The following is a 15,164-nucleotide window of genomic DNA, read 5'->3' as shown; positions in this document are numbered from 1 at the left end:
GGCTAGCCAGTTCCTACAGGGCATGATCAGGATTTCGGCGGGTTGACCTTCTGCACCAGGTCGTAGGCCCGCACCGTCGCCGGACGTTCCTTGATCAGGTTGAACCAGCGGTGCAGATGGGGGAAGTCTTCCAGGCGTTGGCTCTGCCATTTGTGGGACACGATCCACGGGTAGATCGCCATATCGGCAATGCTGTAGGCCTCGCCAGCGACGAAACTGCGGTCGGCCAGGCGCCGGTCCAGCACGCCATAGAGGCGTGCGGTCTCATCCACGTAGCGTTTGATGGCGTAAGGGATCTTTTCCGGGGCGAACTGGCTGAAATGGTGGTTCTGCCCCGCCATCGGGCCCAGGCCGCCCATTTGCCAGAACAGCCATTGCAACGCTTCCTGGCGACCGCGCAGGTCCTTGGGCAGGAACTGGCCGGTTTTTTCCGCGAGGTACAGCAAGATGGCGCCGGATTCAAACAGGGAAATCGGTGCGCCCCCGTCGCTCGGTTGCCGGTCGACAATGGCGGGAATACGGTTGTTGGGAGCTATCTTCAGGAAATCTGGCTTGAACTGGTCGCCCTGGCCGATGTTGATCGGGTGCACCTCGTAGGGCAGGCCGGCTTCTTCCAGGAACAACGAAATCTTGTGACCGTTGGGAGTGGTCCAGTAATACAGGTCGATCATGAAGCTCTCCAGGATTGGTGATGCTTGAACGGACAGGGCGCCCGCTGATGTGCCTGTAGGTATAGGTAGTGTCCACCTGCCGAAAATTCAATGAAATATTTGCGTCTATCGATAGAACTGTAGGAGCCGGCTTGCCGGCTCCTGCGAGACGCGTATCAGGCGCCGTGGCACTTCTTGAACTTCTTCTCGCTGCCGCATGGGCATGGATCGTTGCGGCCAACGTCCTTCAGGGCGTTGCGCACCGGTTCCTGATGGGCATGGCCGCAGTTCGGGCCGTGGACATGGCCATGGTCGTGATCGTGGTGATCGTGATCGTGATCGTGGTTGCAGTCGGGACCATGGACATGGGGTTGCTGAGTCATTGGTGTCGCTCCGGAATAAAATCGCCGGGGATTATCTCGTCATTGCGCATCACGTGCACGTCGTTACCGATGAATAATCCGGTTTTCAGCTCACCTTCCAGGCGATAGGGGATGGGGCGGTCCGGGTTTTTCAACAGGTCGGCGATTTCCCGCACCTGCGGCCACAGGTTGGTGCGCACCGTGACCTTGAAAAATCCCCGGCCATTGGGCGGTATGGTCAGCCACTCGTTGGATTCGCCCTCGGTCAGCTCCACGTCAGCCAGGCTGATCTTGTAGATCAGCCCGCGCACGGTGAGGTCCGAGTCGTCACGGTTATCCACGCGAAAGTGCAGCTTGAACTTCTGCTCCAGCAGCTTGGCGCGCACCAACTCGACCTTGACCAGGTGGATTTGTGGCGCCGGTGTGTCATCGGCGAACCAGGACGCGCAGCCCGAGAGGCCAACGGTCAGTATCAGTAAACAGCTATAGGTTCGTAATCGGCTGACCATGACGCAATCCCTTGTAGGAGCCGGCTTGCCGGCGATGGTCGTCAACGATGACGAGAGTTGTGTGGTTTAGCGCGGTGTCCGTGGTTTTTACAGGTAACTGGAACAGCACTTCTTGAACTTCTGCCCACTGCCGCACAGGCAGGCATCATTACGCCCGGCCTTCACCTCCACCGTAGGATCAATAAAGTACCAGCGCCCGTCGTTCTGTACGAAAGACGACTGTTCCCGGTGGCTGTGTTCGCCGGTGCTGTCATGCCAGCGCGCGGTAAAGGTAACGAAGGCATGTTCCGGCTGCCCCCCAAACACCTCGGAACTTTCCACCTCCAGACCCAGCCAGGTGCTTTGCGCGCTCCAGGCCCCAATGGCATCACGGTCGAGGCCGTTCTGTTGTGCCGGTAGCGTAGTCGCCACCAGATAATCCACCAGCCCCAGCACATAGGCGCTGTAGCGTGAGCGCATCAACGCGGTGGCGCAGGGCGCGGGGTGGCCAGTGTGGTAATGGCCGCAGCAGGCATCCAGCAAGTTGCCGCTGCCGCAAGGGCAAATGGATGTACTCATGGTTACCACCAATACTTTCCGAAGTTTTCCGGGTTGGCCCAGAACCGGGCGTTCAGCCAGTCCGGCACCTGTTTGTATTCAAGCAGATCGTAGGTAAACAGCGTCAGTACCTGATTGTCGCGGCAAAAATGCTCGCTGGTCTGCAAGGCCAGGGAGAAAAAATCAGTGTCCTTCCAGCTGCAGGCCTCCAGGTCGGCGAGGACGGCGATGCGGCTGGCGTTGAGGTTGCGCACGCCGCCCAGCAGCTCCAACCCTGCACGTTTTGACAGGTGCTCCAGGCAGTCGACCACCAGGGCCAGGTCAAATCGCTGGGCGGCCAACTCGGGTGGCAATGGTCCAGGCCCTGCGGTGCAGACCACGGTGTCTGGGTGGGCCTGCTTGAATGCATCCAGCGCAGGGAAGTGGCCGGCGCCCAATACCAGCAGGCGTTTGGGGGCTTGGCGATCAAGCAGGGCAGCGAGTGCTTGCTGCGGCGTACGGGAAGAATTGCCGGCGGTCATCGAAGATCCTCACATCAGAACCGTGAAGACTAGCCTGCTTGAGCGTGCGGGCCTAGAGCGCACGCTGGCCTGTTGCTCGCCAGAAGCCACTTCGGCCAATGAATACGGGGGTTGGCGGCCTGGCGCAGATGAAAATCGCGGTCTTTACTCCACCCATCGGCTTGCGGCCGATCCCCTCAGGAGAAATCAAATGAGCATCATGCGGACAGCTCTACCTTTGGTTCTGCTAACCGGAGTATTGACAGGTTGCGCAGGCTTGCAAAAAACCGACTGGCCCACCTGTGCTGCCCTCGGCGGCGTGACGGGTGCTGCACTGGGCGCTACTGAAAGCTCTTCATGGGCCGGCGGTGGGGCGTTGTTGATCGGCGGCATGGCCGGCGCCTATTGCTGGGTGCATGGCGACGCTGACGAAGACGGCGACGGCGTGCCCGACAGCCGCGACCAGTGCCCGGGCACCCCCAAGGGCTTGCAGGTCGATGCCAATGGCTGCCCGCCAGTACCTGAGGCGGTCGTCGTCGAAGAAGTGGTGGTGGTCAAGGAAGAGACCATCGTGATTCGTGATGTGCACTTCGAATTCGACTCGGCCCGGCTGACGGCTGCCGATAAAACCAAGCTCGATACCATCGCCACACGCCTGAAACAGGAAGCGCCAAGCGCCCAACTGCGGGTTAGCGGGCACACCGACAGCGTCGGTAAAGATGCCTACAACCAAAGGCTCTCGGAAAAACGCGCGCATTCGGTCACTGATTACCTGGTCGGCGCCGGTGTGCCCCGTAGCAACTTTGTGTCGGTGACGGGCGCCGGTGAAACCCATCCAGTGGCCGACAACAAAACCGCCGACGGTCGTACCCTGAATCGCCGCGTGGAAATTCAAATCAACCGCTAAGACATTTCTGATATGCCCCTGGGTGTTGCCAGGGGCATTTCTTACGGCTGTGTCCGATGAATCTCGGCGATCTGGCCACCAAGTCGCCGCCTTCTCAAGTTTTTTAATCCTTCACTGGCAAATCGCCTGTAGAACTCGTTACTGTGCGCCCAAAGAATAATGTGCAGGGGGCGTAGGGCATGAAGCTGTTGTTGCGAGTGGGGAAATTGCTGGCGTTGCTGTTCTGGGCGGTTGTGCTGGTCAATCTGTTCAAACCGCTGACCAATCCATTTCATCTGTTGGTCAACCTGGTCGGCAGCCTGTTGTTGCTGGTCCATCTTCTGGAGTTGGTGTTGTTCAACGCCAGCGTCAAACATCGTTCCCACCCCTGGCGTGACCGCCTGCTGATCCTGTTGCTGGGGATGTTCCATATAAAGAGCCTGCCTGCGCCTGCGGCTGACCACGACAACAAGGATGCCAATCATGCGTAAGGTTTTACTCCTGGCCCTATTGGTCAGTCCCATCGCCCTGGCCGAAAGCGTCAGTGTCGAGACCAACTCGTTGCTGCGCTTGCCCAACAGCACCAGCGTGCTGCAGCTGGAGCGCCTGGAAGTGGCCGACTATGGCACTTTGCTGATTCCGGCCAATATCACCCAGGTCACTGTCGACGAATTGCACCTGGGCCGCGAAGCGCGGATCGCCATCGTGCCCAGCGCCAGGGCCTTGCAATTGCAGGTGCAGCATGCGCAGTTGGAACATGGCAGTCAGATCACCTCCCGTGGCGCGCCCGGCACCCATGAAAAACCGGCCCGGCCTGGGCGTGACCTGACCTTGCGGATCAACCAGTTGAGCGCGGCGGAACTGTCCGTCGATGCCCGTGGCGGCACCGGCGCCCAAGGTTATAGCGGCTTGGATGGCGCCAACGGTGAAGACCCGGGGTGCACCTGGGGCTCGGCCGGGCGTGGCGCCAATGGTGACAACGGCGGTGACGGCCTGCCGGGGGCCGCAGGCGCGGCGGTGCGTATCGAATTGCCGCAGGACTATCCGAGCGAGCAGATCAAGGTCTGGGTCGATGGCGGTGCAGGCGGCTTGCCAGGTGTGGCCGGCAAGCCGGGCAAGGGCGGGGTGTCCAAGGGCTGCCTGGTGTATCGCGCCGACGGCGGCGAGAAAGGCCGGCCGGGGTTGGAAGGCCAGGCTGGGCCGGCGGGGCCTGCCGGTTCAGTGAGCATCCAGCGGCTTTGAGCGATTGGCACCGGCCCTATCGCGGGCAAGCCCACTCCCACCTTTTTAAGGTATTCACAAATCAAAGTGTGGGAGCGGGCTTGCCCGCGATGAGGCACTGAGGAACACCCTCAGAACATCGGCCGGGCCGAAGCCACACCCACCACTACCAACCCAACAATCAGATTGATCCCTACCAACTTTCGGATTCTTCCCAGCGCCTGCGCGCCAGTCGCCCAGTCCTCGGCCGCCACGGCCGTGCGCAGTTCAGGCAGTTGTAACGCCTGGATGCGGATAAACAGCGCCGTCATCACCACATACAGGCCCATCATCACCTGTACATAACGCGGTGCGGTTTCAAACCCGTTGAAGCGCAACTGCAACAATCCAACGCCACTGATCGGCAAGATCAGCACCGCGACCCAAACCCACACGAAAAAACGCGGAAACACATTCATCCACAGTTTAAGTCGCGCCGGCCCCTCAAGCGCCGCCACAGCGGCTGGGCGCAGGATCATCCAGGCGAAAAACATACCACCGACCCAGACCAGGGCGGCCAATACATGCAGGGTGTAGGCAAGGCTAAACACGGTCATTGAGGTACTCCGTTCTGCGCGGGATTAATTAGCGGGGTATGATAGCGGCCGATCCGAACCACTGAAAATTTATCCAGCGTTTTTTGCGCCCGACTATCCATGATCAGCACTGAACTCAAAACCACGATCCAGGGCGCCTACTCGCGTTTTCTCGAAGCCAAGAGCTTGAAACCGCGCTACGGCCAGCGCCTGATGATCGCCGAAGTGGCCAAGGTCCTCGGGGATATCGACACCGACGATGAAGGCCGGCGCAGTGGCGACCCTGCGGTCGTGGCCGTCGAGGCCGGCACCGGTACTGGCAAGACCGTGGCCTACAGCCTGGCGGCGATTCCTACTGCCAAGGCCGCCGGCAAGCGCCTGGTGATTGCCACCGCCACCGTGGCCCTGCAAGAGCAGATCGTCTACAAAGACCTGCCGGACCTGATGCGCAACAGCGGCCTGAGCTTCACCTTTGCCCTGGCCAAGGGGCGTGGCCGCTATATGTGCCTGTCCAAGCTGGATGTGCTGCTGCAGGAAGGCCACGCGCAAACCGCCACGGCCTCGCTGTTCGAAGAAGAAGGTTTCAAGATCGAAGTCGATGAGGCCAGCCAGAAGCTGTTTACCAGCATGATCGAAAAGCTGGCCGGTAATAAGTGGGATGGTGACCGCGACAGCTGGCCCAACGCCCTGGAAGACGCCGACTGGGCGCGCCTGACCACCGATCATAGCCAGTGCACCAACCGGCATTGCCCCAACTTCGGCCAGTGCGCCTTCTACAAGGCCCGCGAAGGCATGGGCAAGGTCGACGTGATCGTCACCAACCACGACATGGTCCTCGCCGACCTGGCCCTGGGCGGCGGCGCTGTGCTGCCGGACCCGCGCGACACCCTGTATGTGTTCGACGAAGGCCACCACTTGCCGGACAAGGCCATCGGCCACTTTGCCCACTACACGCGCCTGCGTTCCACTGCCGACTGGCTGGAAACCACCGCCAAGAACCTCACCAAGCTGCTGGCCCAGCATCCGCTGCCGGGCGACCTGGGCAAGCTGATCGAGCAGGTGCCGGAGCTGGCGCGGGAGATCAAGACCCAGCAACAGTTCATGTTCAGCGCCTGCGAGCAGGTGGCGGACTTCAAGCCTGGCGAAGACGTCGAAGGCCGCGAACGGCCGCGCCATCGTTTTGTCGGCGGGCTGATCCCCGAGCATATGCGCGAGATGGGCGTGGAGCTGAAGAAGGGCTTCTCACGCCTCACCGATCTGTTCACGCGCCTGACCGACCTGCTCAAGGAAGGCATGGATGGCGAGGTCAATATCGGCATCGCCAGCAACCAGGCCGAAGAGTGGTATCCGTTGTTTGGCAGCCTGCTGTCCCGCGCCCAGGGCAACTGGGAGTTATGGACCGCCTTCACCGTTGAAGACCCGGAAGATAACCCGCCCATGGCCCGCTGGCTGACGCTGTCGGAGAGCGGCGCGCTGTTCGATATCGAGGTCAACGCCAGCCCGATCCTCGCCGCAGAAATGCTCCGACGCAACCTGTGGAACGTGGCCTACGGCGCCCTGGTGACTTCGGCCACCCTGACCGCCCTGGGCACCTTCGACCGATTCCGCATGCGCGCCGGCCTGCCGAAAAAAGCCGTCACCGCCGTGGTCCCCAGCCCGTTCCATCATGCCGACGCCGGTGTGCTGCGGGTGCCGGACCTCAAGGCCGACCCACGGGACGCGCCGGCCCATACCGCAGCAATCATTCGTGACCTGCCATCGCTGGTGGAAGGTTCCAAGGGCACCCTGGTGCTGTTTTCGTCACGCAAGCAGATGCAGGACGTGTTCGACGGCCTCGACCGTGACTGGCGCAAGCAGGTGTTTATCCAGGGCAACCTGTCGAAACAGGAAACCCTGAACAAGCACAAGGCACGGGTCGATGGCGGGGACTCCAGCGTGTTGTTCGGCCTGGCGAGCTTTGCCGAAGGTGTCGACTTGCCCGGCGCCTACTGTGAACACGTGGTGATCGCGAAGATCCCATTCTCGGTGCCGGACGATCCGGTCGAGGCGGCGCTGGCCGAATGGATCGAAGCCCGGGGCGGCAATCCGTTCATGGAAATCTCGGTGCCGGACGCCTCGTTGAAGCTGGTCCAGGCTTGTGGCCGCTTGCTGCGTACCGAAGAAGACCGGGGCACCATCACCTTGCTCGACCGCCGTCTGGTCACCCAGCGCTATGGCAAGGCTATCCTGAATGCCTTGCCGCCTTTCCGGCGCGAAATTTCTTAATCCACAGTGGGCGAATTCGCCCACTTCGTGGTCTATCTCATGTATGTCATCAGGCCATTCACCGGCCGATTGGGAGAACCTTGTTCGTATGATCCGCACGCTGCCTGCTCTTTTTGCCTTGTTGTTCGCCGCGCCATTGCTGGCCGCGCCGGCCGGGCAACAGACGCTGTTCAACTTTGTCCGGCCGGCCGATGTGGTCAAGGTAGCGACCCAGGACGCCAGCTTGCCGCAATACAACGCCGAACAGACCCCGGAGGGCGAGGTGCTGCGCCGCATCACCTTCAACCCGGCGGCACAGCCTAGCCTGGTGCTCAGCCCGCAGAGCGGGGTGTGGGACTGGTCGCAATCGACTGCCATGAGCCTGCGCATCCAGAGTGCGATGGACTGGGCGCTGACCTTGTATGTCAAGGTGCAGAGCAGCGACGGCAAGACCCTGGTCAGTCGTATCGATTTGCCGGCGGGGCCTGCGCAAACCCTGCTGGTGCCGCTGCAAGCCAATTCGCCCTTGAGCCAGGGCATGAAGGCCGGGCCGCCGATGCCGATCACCGTGGACGGGCAGCGTGTGATGCTGGCCGCCAGTGCTGGGGAAATCGACCGCAGCCAGGTGGTCTCGGTCACTTTGTCGATGATCCAGCCGGTCGCCCCGCAAAGCATCCTGCTGGAGCGCTTTGGCGTGCAGGGCAGCGAACCGGTGCTCAAGGCCGCCTACAGTGAGCTGGTGGATGCCTATGGGCAGTCCACCCGCGCGCGCTGGCCGGAAAAAGTCAGCAGCGACGAACAACTCAAGGCTGCGGCCGCCAAGGAGCAGCAACTGCTCAAGGGCTGGCTCGCGGAGCGTGACAAGGCCAATTTGGACAAGTTTGGCGGCTGGACCAAGGGCCCGGCCTTTGACGCCAGCGGTTTCTTTCGCACCGAAAAGCGCGACGGGCGCTGGTACCTGGTGACTCCGCTGGGGCATCCGTTCTACTCCCTGGGCGTCAACACCGTGAGCCCGGCCAACAGCCAGACCTATGTCGCCGGCCGCGAGTGGATGTTTGGCGCACTGCCCAAGGCGGGTGAACCCTTCGACAAATATTATGGCAGTGGCGATAACCGTGGCGGCAATGGCGCGGATGTCGGGCGCGGCTTCAATGTGGGGCGCTGGTACGATTTCTACGGGGCCAATCTGCAACGCACATATGGCTCCGAAGGTTTCGACCAGGCACGCTGGGTCGGCCACACCCTGGACCGCCTGCAGGCCTGGGGTTTCAATACCGTCGGCAACTGGAGCGCCCCGCAGCTGGTTGGCGCAGATCGCGTGCCTTACACCTTGGCGCTGTCGATCATTGGCGACTACACCAGTATCAGCACCGGGATCGACTGGTGGGGCGGCATGCCCGATCCTTTCGACCCGCGCTTTGCCATGGCCACCGAGCGGGCCGTGGCGATTGCCACCCGTGACCATCGCGACGATCCCTGGTTGATCGGCTTCTTTGCCGATAACGAACTGGCATGGGCCGGTCCTGGCAATGATGCGAAATCCCGTTATGCCCTGGCCTATGGCACCCTGCGCATGACTACCGATGTGCCGGCCAAACGTGCGTTCCTCAAGCAACTGCGCGATAAATATCGCAACGAAGACGGCCTGTCCAAAGCCTGGGGCATTCACCTGGCTGGCTGGGAGTTGATGGAAGATCCAGGCTTCGAGCCGCCGGTTCCCAACCCCGAGCATCCGGAAATCGAGGCTGATTTCCAGTATTTCCAGAAGACTTTCGCCGACGCCTACTTCAAGACCATCTCCGATGCGCTGAAATGGCACGCGCCCAACCAGTTGCTGCTGGGTGGCCGCTATGCGGTCAGCACGCCGGAAGCCGTGGCGTCCTGCGCCCAGTATTGCGATGTGCTGAGCTTCAACATGTACACCCTCAAGCCCCAGGACGGTCATGACTTCGCCGCCCTGCGCGCGCTGGACAAGCCGGTACTGATCAGCGAGTTCAACGTCGGCTCGGCCGACCGTGGCCCGTTCTGGGGCGGCTTGACGCCATTGGCCAGGGAAGAGGCGCGCGGCCCGGCCTATGCGACCTTCCTCAAGCAGGCCATGGCCGAGCCGTCGATTGTCGGTGTGCACTGGTTCCAGTACCTCGACCAGCCGGTGACCGGGCGTTTGCTGGACGGTGAAAATGGCCATTTCGGCCTGGTGGGGATCACCGATGTGCCGTTCCAGGGCTTCGTCGACAGTGTGCGTAAAAGCAATCTGGCGGCGATCCAGCAGTTGGGTCGGGAAGCCGAAAAAGCCAAGGTCGCCCACGCGGCAACGGGTTCCCAAACCCCGTAATGACTGGAACAATGGGCGCCATTTAACGCAAGTCTTTTCCGAGGGGGATGCAGGTGCAGATTCAGGGTCATTACGAGCTTCAATTCGAAGCAGTGCGTGAAGCCTTCGGCGCACTGTTTGACGACCCTCAGGAGCGTGGTGCGGCGCTGTGTGTGCAGATTGGCGGCGAAACCGTCCTCGACCTGTGGGCCGGCACCGCCGACAAGGACGGTGCCGAGGCCTGGCATAGCGACACTATTGCCAACCTGTTCTCCTGCACCAAGACCTTCACCGCCGTCACCGCCCTGCAACTGGTTGCCGAAGGCAAATTGCAGTTGGACGCCCCGGTTGCCAACTACTGGCCGGAGTTCGCCGCGGCAGGCAAGGAAAACATCACCTTGCGCCAACTACTGTGCCATAAGGCCGGGCTGCCAGCGCTGCGTGAAATATTGCCCGCCGAGGCCCTGTATGACTGGCCCTTGATGACCGCTGCCCTGGCCGCCGAGGCTCCCTGGTGGACACCCGGCGAGGGCCATGGCTACGCCGCCATCACCTATGGCTGGCTGGTCGGTGAACTGCTGCGTCGCGCCGATGGGCGTGGGCCGGGGGAGTCGATTGTGGCCCGGGTTGCCCGCCCGTTGGGCCTGGACTTCCATGTCGGGTTGGCCGACGCAGAGTTCTATCGCGTCGCCCACATTGCCCGGAGCAAAGGCAACATGGGGGATGAGGCAGCCCAGAGGCTATTACAGGTCACCCTGCGCGAACCTGCGGCAATGACTACCCGGGCGTTTACCAATCCGCCCTCTATACTAACCAGCACTAATAAACCCGAGTGGCGTCGTATGCAGCAGCCGGCGGCAAATGGGCATGGCAATGCGCGCAGTTTGGCCGGGTTTTATAGTGGTTTGTTGGATGGAAGTTTGTTGGAAGCCGAGATGCTTGAACAACTGACCCGCGAGCACAGTATCGGGCCGGATAAAACCTTATTGACGCAAACCCGTTTTGGCCTGGGTTGCATGTTGGACCAGCCAGATGTGCCCAATGCGACCTTCGGCCTTGGCCCACGTGCATTTGGGCATCCCGGGGCCGGTGGCTCTGTGGGCTTTGCCGATCCGGAACATGATGTAGCATTTGGTTTCGTGACCAATACTCTGGGGCCGTATGTACTTATGGACCCGCGCGCGCAAAAGTTGGTAAGAATATTGGCCGGTTGTCTGTAAATAGCTTGCTGTCTGGCGTTTTTTTGTTAAAAAGGCACCTACAAAAGGCGCTTGAAAAGTATTGTTACTTTAAACTTCGTGAAGCGTCTGTTTAACGGGTCATCCAGACCCCTGTGTTTTCTCATTTTGTGGATATCTCATGTTATCGAACAAGTCCTTGGCACTGGCGCTCTGCCTCACTATTACTGGCTGTGCACAAACTCCACAAAATGATGCGTCTGGCGAGCATTGGTGGTCATTCGGGTTCGACAAGTCGGCGACCAAGGATGTTACCGCCAAGGCCGATGCCAAGGCGGCTGATGCCAAGGCAGACCTCAAGGCCGATCTGCAGGCGGCAACGCCAGCCGCGGCTGCTGCCCCGGTGGTCGCCAAGACTGAAAGCGATACCAAATGGTGGTGGCCGTTTGAAAGCAAGCCAAAACCGCTGAGCAAAGTCGATGTGACCAACATCCCGATGCCCGACCCGAAAATCACCCAGGCCTGGCTGGACGACTACGAGCCGCGCCTGCGTGCCGCGATCAAGGACAGCAACCTGCAACTGGAACGTCGCGACAACGTGCTGGTGGTGATTGCCCCGGTCGATGGTTCGTACAACCCGAAACGCCCTGCAATGTTGTTGCCAGTGACCCTGGGCCCGTTCACCCGTGTCGCCAAGGCCGTTGAAAAGGATCCGAAGACTGCCGTGCTCGTCCTGGGTCACATCGATACCGTGCAGAACCAGCCCCTGACCAAGGAGCGTGCACAGTCCATTGCCTCGATCTTCAGCCTCAGCGGCCTGAAGCAGGACCGCCTGATGCTGCGTGGCATGGGTGACCTGATGCCCCGCGCCGCCAACGACAGCACCCAGGGCCGTGCCTTGAACCGTCGCATGGAGATCATGTTCACCCAGCGCACTACCATGCTGGCACTGCTGAGCAAGTACAACTCGCCAAACCCACCGAAGCCTGAGCTGGTTGCGGTACAGGACGTTGTTGCCCCAGCACCGGTCGCCAAGAAAGCCGTTGCCGCCAAGAAAGCACCTGCCAAGAAGGCCGCCGCCAAGCCAGCCGCGAAGAAAGCCGCCGCCAAGCCGGCTGCCAAAAAGCCAGCTGCCGCCAAGGATGCAACGCCAGCGAAAAAAGTAGCGGCAAACGACCAGGTAAAAAACTGAGTAGTTGAGCGAGAAGGATAAAGCCGCATGACCCAGGCACTGGCTGATATGCGCCGTGACTACACACGGGACGGTTTGAGCGAGGCCCAGGCCCCGGACGAGCCGTTTGCCTTGTTCCACCAGTGGTTCAACGATGCGGTCAAGACCGAGCAGCCACCGGTGGAGGCCAATGCCATGACCCTGGCGACCGTGGACCAGGAGGGCCGGCCTCACTGCCGCGTCCTGCTGCTCAAGGGGCTGGATGCCCAGGGCTTTACCTTCTTCACCAACTACCAGAGTGCCAAGGGCCAGCAATTGGCAGCCCGCCCGTTTGCTGCCATGACCTTCTTCTGGCCGACCCTGGAACGCCAGGTGCGTATCGAGGGGCGGGTGGTCAAGGTCACGCCTGAGGAGTCGGACGCCTACTATCAGGTGCGTCCCCTGGGTAGCCGCATCGGCGCCTGGGCTTCCCCGCAAAGCCAGGTGATCCGTGATCGCCAGCAATTGCAGGATTTGCTCACGCTGACCGAGCAGCGTTTCAGCGAGACCCAGCCGGATTGTCCGCAACACTGGGGTGGTTATCGCCTGCTGCCCGAGCGCATCGAGTTCTGGCAGGGTCGGGCGAGCCGCTTGCATGATCGCTTGAACTATCGTTTGCAGGGTGCCGACTGGACCCGCGAGCGACTGGCGCCCTGAGGGCCCTTTAAGCACCCGAGCCCGGGCAAGGCTGCGATGATGGCGGCGCTGCCCACTTCAGGTTGTCTGATACACCCCCTATCGCAGCCTCGCCAGGGCTCGACAGCTCTCACCTTTGATCTTGGTGTTCTTGCCGAGGTCTCTACTCCGGGGCTTGTGGTGTGTATTGCCGGGCCGCGTCCTGCAGCCACTGCGGCAAATCCTTACGCTTGACCTTCTCAGCCTTGGCGCGGTCCAACTGTTGCAGCATAAAGATGCGCTTGTGCTGATCGTCTCCAGCCAGGGACAGCGCCAGGTCGCGGTCCACCCAGCGCTTGATTCGCCGGTACAGCCACCAGTGGAAATACAGGCCGGCGGCGGTGGTAGCTACAATGATGAAGTAGTCCATGAAACTCCTTGTCTGGATGCGGTTGCTACCGTTCGTCGATTTTCGCGGTACAGCCTGTCTGTACTGGGGCTGAATGAAAGCAATTTTCTCCGGGCCTTGCCGTGACAGGCGTCAAGCAGCGGAGTCTAATTAAGATATGTCCTATGGAGTTGATGCTATGCGTAAGTCTGTTTTGCTGGTTGCCTGCTTTACCACCATGTCGTTGCTGCTGGGTGGCTGCGCCTCCAGTCTGACCGGCGACTCGTACTCCCGTGACGAAGCACGTCGTGTGCAGAGCGTGCGCATGGGCACCATTGAATCCCTGCGTCCGGTCAAGATCGAAGGCACCAAGACCCCAATCGGCGGCGCAGCAGGCGCAGTCATCGGCGGTGTTGGCGGTAGCGCCATCGGTGGCGGCCGTGGCAGCATCGTGACGGCTGTTATCGGTGCCGTGGCCGGCGGCCTGCTGGGCTCGGCCACCGAAGAAGGCCTGACCCGCACCCAGGGCGTGGAAATCACCGTGCGCGAAGACGACGGCAGCATGCGCGCCTACGTCCAGGCCGTGCAGGAAAACGAGATCTTCCGCATTGGTGACCGTGTGCGCATCATGACTGTAGACGGTACCAGCCGCGTTACCCGTTAAGGGGCCGGCGGTCAAAGAAAAACCCCGACCGGGTGACCGGGCGGGGTTTTTTATTGGGTGCTAAGTTGAGCGTGCCAGCGCGTTAAGCGCTGGTAGCCGCTTGCTTACGACTGGCCATCGCCGTCACTGCATAACCAATCAATGCCGCCAGGATCGAGCCCGTGAGAATACCCATCCGGTCCATCCCGGCGTATTCGCTACTGCCCGGCACGAACGCCAGCGAGCCGACAAACAGGCTCATGGTGAAGCCGATACCGCACAGGATGGCCACGCCCATGACCTGGCCCCAATTGGCGCCGGTCGGCAGGGCAGCCAGCCCGGTTTTCACCGCGAGCCAGGTCAGCCCAAACACACCGACCGTCTTGCCCACCAGTAGGCCGGCCGCGATACCCATTGGCACATGGTGGGTAAAGCTCTCCAGGTTGACCCCGGCCAGCGACACGCCGGCGTTGGCAAACGCGAACAGCGGCAGGATGCCGTAGGCCACCCACGGGTGCAGCGCGTGTTCCAGGCCCAGCAGGGGCGAGGGTTCGGCGTTCTTGGTGCGCAGCGGAATGCAGAACGCCAGGGTGACGCCAGCCAGGGTGGCATGAACCCCACTCTTGAGCACGCAGACCCACAGGATCAGGCCGATGATCAGGTACGGCCCGAGCTTGACCACCCCCAGGCGGTTCATGGCTATCAGCGCGACAAGGCAGGCACCTGCCCCTGCCAGCGACGCGGTGGACAGTTCGCTGGAATAGAAAATCGCGATGACGATGATGGCGCCCAGGTCATCGATGATCGCCAGGGTCATCAGGAACAGCTTCAGCGACACCGGTACACGCTTGCCCAGCAGGGCCAACACGCCAAGGGCAAAGGCGATATCGGTGGCCATCGGGATGGCCCAGCCGCCCAGCGCCGCCGGGTTATCCTTATTCAGCGCCCAGTAGATCAGCGCCGGCACCACCATGCCGCCGATGGCTGCAGCGCCTGGCAGCACGACCTGGGAAGGCTTGGACAAGTGGCCATCGAGCAACTCGCGCTTGACCTCCAGACCGATCAGCAGGAAGAACAGGGCCATCAGGCCGTCGTTGATCCATAGCAGCGACGGCTTGGCGATTTGCAGGGCGCCGATTTGTACGGCGACGGGCACGTCAAGAAAGCTGTTGTAGAGATGGGACAGCGGCGAGTTGTTGATGATCAGCGCCAAGGCGGCTGCAGCGATCAGTAACAGGCCGCTGGCCGCTTCAAGCTGGAAGAAACGGGTAAACGTGCTACGCAGAGGCAAGGGATGCTCTCCAATCAAAGTTCAATAGGGGCGTACCCTAA

Annotated in this window: 16 protein-coding genes and 1 pseudogene; 9 read left to right on the top strand and 8 right to left on the bottom strand. The window is 61.3% G+C overall.

Features of this window, described 5'->3' with window-relative positions; genetic code table 11:
• Nucleotides 1-26: 26 nt before the first annotated feature.
• The 5 genes from HBO12_RS18645 to HBO12_RS18625 all read right to left on the bottom strand — a co-directional run bounded on the left by HBO12_RS18645 (nucleotide 27) and on the right by HBO12_RS18625 (nucleotide 2,579).
• On the bottom strand, nucleotides 27-671 hold the full coding sequence (locus tag HBO12_RS18645; RefSeq protein ID WP_169955477.1) for a glutathione S-transferase N-terminal domain-containing protein: 645 nt from the start codon (nucleotides 669-671) through the stop codon (nucleotides 27-29).
• Nucleotides 672-826: 155 nt separating this feature from the next.
• Nucleotides 827-1,033: an SEC-C metal-binding domain-containing protein gene (locus tag HBO12_RS18640; protein ID WP_034137262.1), complete on the bottom strand. Its 207-nt coding sequence runs from the start codon at nucleotides 1,031-1,033 to the stop codon at nucleotides 827-829.
• The gene (locus tag HBO12_RS18635) at nucleotides 1,030-1,521 is read right to left on the bottom strand and encodes an LEA/WHy family protein (RefSeq protein ID WP_169955478.1); all 492 of its coding nucleotides are present in this window, start codon (nucleotides 1,519-1,521) and stop codon (nucleotides 1,030-1,032) included. The genes HBO12_RS18640 and HBO12_RS18635 overlap by 4 nt, the downstream gene beginning before the upstream one ends.
• A gap of 87 nt (nucleotides 1,522-1,608) precedes the next feature.
• Nucleotides 1,609-2,079 (bottom strand): YchJ family protein, encoded by a 471-nt coding sequence (locus tag HBO12_RS18630; protein WP_057439866.1) that lies wholly within the window; start codon nucleotides 2,077-2,079, stop codon nucleotides 1,609-1,611.
• 2 nt (nucleotides 2,080-2,081) lie between these two features.
• Nucleotides 2,082-2,579, bottom strand: a complete 498-nt coding sequence (locus tag HBO12_RS18625) for a DUF6231 family protein (protein ID WP_170042915.1) — start codon at nucleotides 2,577-2,579, stop codon at nucleotides 2,082-2,084.
• A gap of 190 nt (nucleotides 2,580-2,769) precedes the next feature.
• Here HBO12_RS18625 and HBO12_RS18620 point away from each other — a divergent pair, with 190 nt between their 5' ends.
• The 3 genes from HBO12_RS18620 (at nucleotide 2,770) to HBO12_RS18610 (ending at nucleotide 4,686) form a co-directional block, all read left to right on the top strand.
• Nucleotides 2,770-3,465 carry a PA1041 family peptidoglycan-binding anchor lipoprotein gene (locus tag HBO12_RS18620; RefSeq protein ID WP_170042914.1) on the top strand — a complete coding sequence of 232 codons (696 nt, stop codon included), beginning with the start codon at nucleotides 2,770-2,772 and terminating at the stop codon, nucleotides 3,463-3,465.
• Nucleotides 3,466-3,644: 179 nt separating this feature from the next.
• Nucleotides 3,645-3,935, top strand: a complete 291-nt coding sequence (locus HBO12_RS18615; RefSeq protein ID WP_170042913.1) for a DUF1145 domain-containing protein — start codon at nucleotides 3,645-3,647, stop codon at nucleotides 3,933-3,935.
• On the top strand, nucleotides 3,928-4,686 hold the full coding sequence (locus tag HBO12_RS18610; RefSeq protein WP_169955482.1) for a collagen-like domain-containing protein: 759 nt from the start codon (nucleotides 3,928-3,930) through the stop codon (nucleotides 4,684-4,686). The genes HBO12_RS18615 and HBO12_RS18610 overlap by 8 nt, the downstream gene beginning before the upstream one ends.
• 110 nt (nucleotides 4,687-4,796) lie before the next feature.
• Here HBO12_RS18610 and HBO12_RS18605 read toward each other — a convergent pair whose 3' ends face one another.
• Nucleotides 4,797-5,261 carry a CopD family protein gene (locus HBO12_RS18605; RefSeq protein ID WP_170042912.1) on the bottom strand — a complete coding sequence of 155 codons (465 nt, stop codon included), beginning with the start codon at nucleotides 5,259-5,261 and terminating at the stop codon, nucleotides 4,797-4,799.
• A gap of 99 nt (nucleotides 5,262-5,360) precedes the next feature.
• Here HBO12_RS18605 and dinG point away from each other — a divergent pair, with 99 nt between their 5' ends.
• From dinG to pdxH, 5 genes and pseudogenes are all read left to right on the top strand, one after another.
• Nucleotides 5,361-7,505, top strand: a complete 2,145-nt coding sequence (gene dinG, locus HBO12_RS18600) for an ATP-dependent DNA helicase DinG (protein WP_032858113.1) — start codon at nucleotides 5,361-5,363, stop codon at nucleotides 7,503-7,505.
• Nucleotides 7,506-7,593: 88 nt separating this feature from the next.
• Nucleotides 7,594-9,807: pseudogene (locus HBO12_RS18595) on the top strand (beta-galactosidase); the annotation flags it as partial.
• A 65-nt stretch (nucleotides 9,808-9,872) separates the two neighbouring features.
• Complete coding sequence (locus HBO12_RS18590) at nucleotides 9,873-11,018, top strand: serine hydrolase (protein WP_170042910.1); 1,146 nt, start codon at nucleotides 9,873-9,875, stop codon at nucleotides 11,016-11,018.
• A 139-nt stretch (nucleotides 11,019-11,157) separates the two neighbouring features.
• Complete coding sequence (locus HBO12_RS18585; RefSeq protein ID WP_170042909.1) at nucleotides 11,158-12,168, top strand: OmpA family protein; 1,011 nt, start codon at nucleotides 11,158-11,160, stop codon at nucleotides 12,166-12,168.
• A gap of 27 nt (nucleotides 12,169-12,195) precedes the next feature.
• Nucleotides 12,196-12,843: a pyridoxamine 5'-phosphate oxidase gene (gene pdxH, locus HBO12_RS18580; RefSeq protein WP_169955488.1), complete on the top strand. Its 648-nt coding sequence runs from the start codon at nucleotides 12,196-12,198 to the stop codon at nucleotides 12,841-12,843.
• A 142-nt stretch (nucleotides 12,844-12,985) separates the two neighbouring features.
• Here pdxH and HBO12_RS18575 read toward each other — a convergent pair whose 3' ends face one another.
• Nucleotides 12,986-13,231: a hypothetical protein gene (locus tag HBO12_RS18575; RefSeq protein ID WP_169955489.1), complete on the bottom strand. Its 246-nt coding sequence runs from the start codon at nucleotides 13,229-13,231 to the stop codon at nucleotides 12,986-12,988.
• Between the two features lie 157 nt (nucleotides 13,232-13,388).
• On the opposite strand from HBO12_RS18575, the gene HBO12_RS18570 reads away from it, so the two are divergent.
• A complete protein-coding gene (locus tag HBO12_RS18570) occupies nucleotides 13,389-13,853 on the top strand; it encodes an outer membrane lipoprotein (RefSeq protein WP_029297142.1) in 465 nt (154 codons plus the stop codon).
• 82 nt (nucleotides 13,854-13,935) lie between these two features.
• On the opposite strand, the gene nhaA is transcribed toward HBO12_RS18570, so the two are convergent.
• Nucleotides 13,936-15,123 (bottom strand): Na+/H+ antiporter NhaA, encoded by a 1,188-nt coding sequence (gene nhaA, locus HBO12_RS18565; RefSeq protein ID WP_169955490.1) that lies wholly within the window; start codon nucleotides 15,121-15,123, stop codon nucleotides 13,936-13,938.
• Between the last annotated feature and the right edge of the window lie 41 nt (nucleotides 15,124-15,164).

This window comes from Pseudomonas sp. WS 5059 (genome assembly GCF_012985525.1).
In the GTDB taxonomy this organism is placed as follows: Bacteria; Pseudomonadota; Gammaproteobacteria; order Pseudomonadales; family Pseudomonadaceae; genus Aquipseudomonas.
The sequence above is the reverse complement of the archived record's forward strand: the minus strand, read 5'-3'. Positions and strand labels throughout refer to the sequence as shown.

Coding starts and splice junctions, on each gene's coding strand:
- HBO12_RS18620 (WP_170042914.1), top strand. CDS start 2,770: ATGAGCATCATGCGGACAGCTCTACCTTTGGTTCTGCTAACCGGAGTA.
- HBO12_RS18635 (WP_169955478.1), bottom strand. CDS start 1,521: ATGGTCAGCCGATTACGAACCTATAGCTGTTTACTGATACTGACCGTT.
- pdxH (WP_169955488.1), top strand. CDS start 12,196: ATGACCCAGGCACTGGCTGATATGCGCCGTGACTACACACGGGACGGT.
- HBO12_RS18605 (WP_170042912.1), bottom strand. CDS start 5,261: ATGACCGTGTTTAGCCTTGCCTACACCCTGCATGTATTGGCCGCCCTG.
- HBO12_RS18570 (WP_029297142.1), top strand. CDS start 13,389: ATGCGTAAGTCTGTTTTGCTGGTTGCCTGCTTTACCACCATGTCGTTG.
- HBO12_RS18640 (WP_034137262.1), bottom strand. CDS start 1,033: ATGACTCAGCAACCCCATGTCCATGGTCCCGACTGCAACCACGATCAC.
- HBO12_RS18615 (WP_170042913.1), top strand. CDS start 3,645: ATGAAGCTGTTGTTGCGAGTGGGGAAATTGCTGGCGTTGCTGTTCTGG.
- HBO12_RS18575 (WP_169955489.1), bottom strand. CDS start 13,231: ATGGACTACTTCATCATTGTAGCTACCACCGCCGCCGGCCTGTATTTC.
- HBO12_RS18630 (WP_057439866.1), bottom strand. CDS start 2,079: ATGAGTACATCCATTTGCCCTTGCGGCAGCGGCAACTTGCTGGATGCC.
- HBO12_RS18645 (WP_169955477.1), bottom strand. CDS start 671: ATGATCGACCTGTATTACTGGACCACTCCCAACGGTCACAAGATTTCG.
- dinG (WP_032858113.1), top strand. CDS start 5,361: ATGATCAGCACTGAACTCAAAACCACGATCCAGGGCGCCTACTCGCGT.
- HBO12_RS18610 (WP_169955482.1), top strand. CDS start 3,928: ATGCGTAAGGTTTTACTCCTGGCCCTATTGGTCAGTCCCATCGCCCTG.
- HBO12_RS18585 (WP_170042909.1), top strand. CDS start 11,158: ATGTTATCGAACAAGTCCTTGGCACTGGCGCTCTGCCTCACTATTACT.
- HBO12_RS18625 (WP_170042915.1), bottom strand. CDS start 2,579: ATGACCGCCGGCAATTCTTCCCGTACGCCGCAGCAAGCACTCGCTGCC.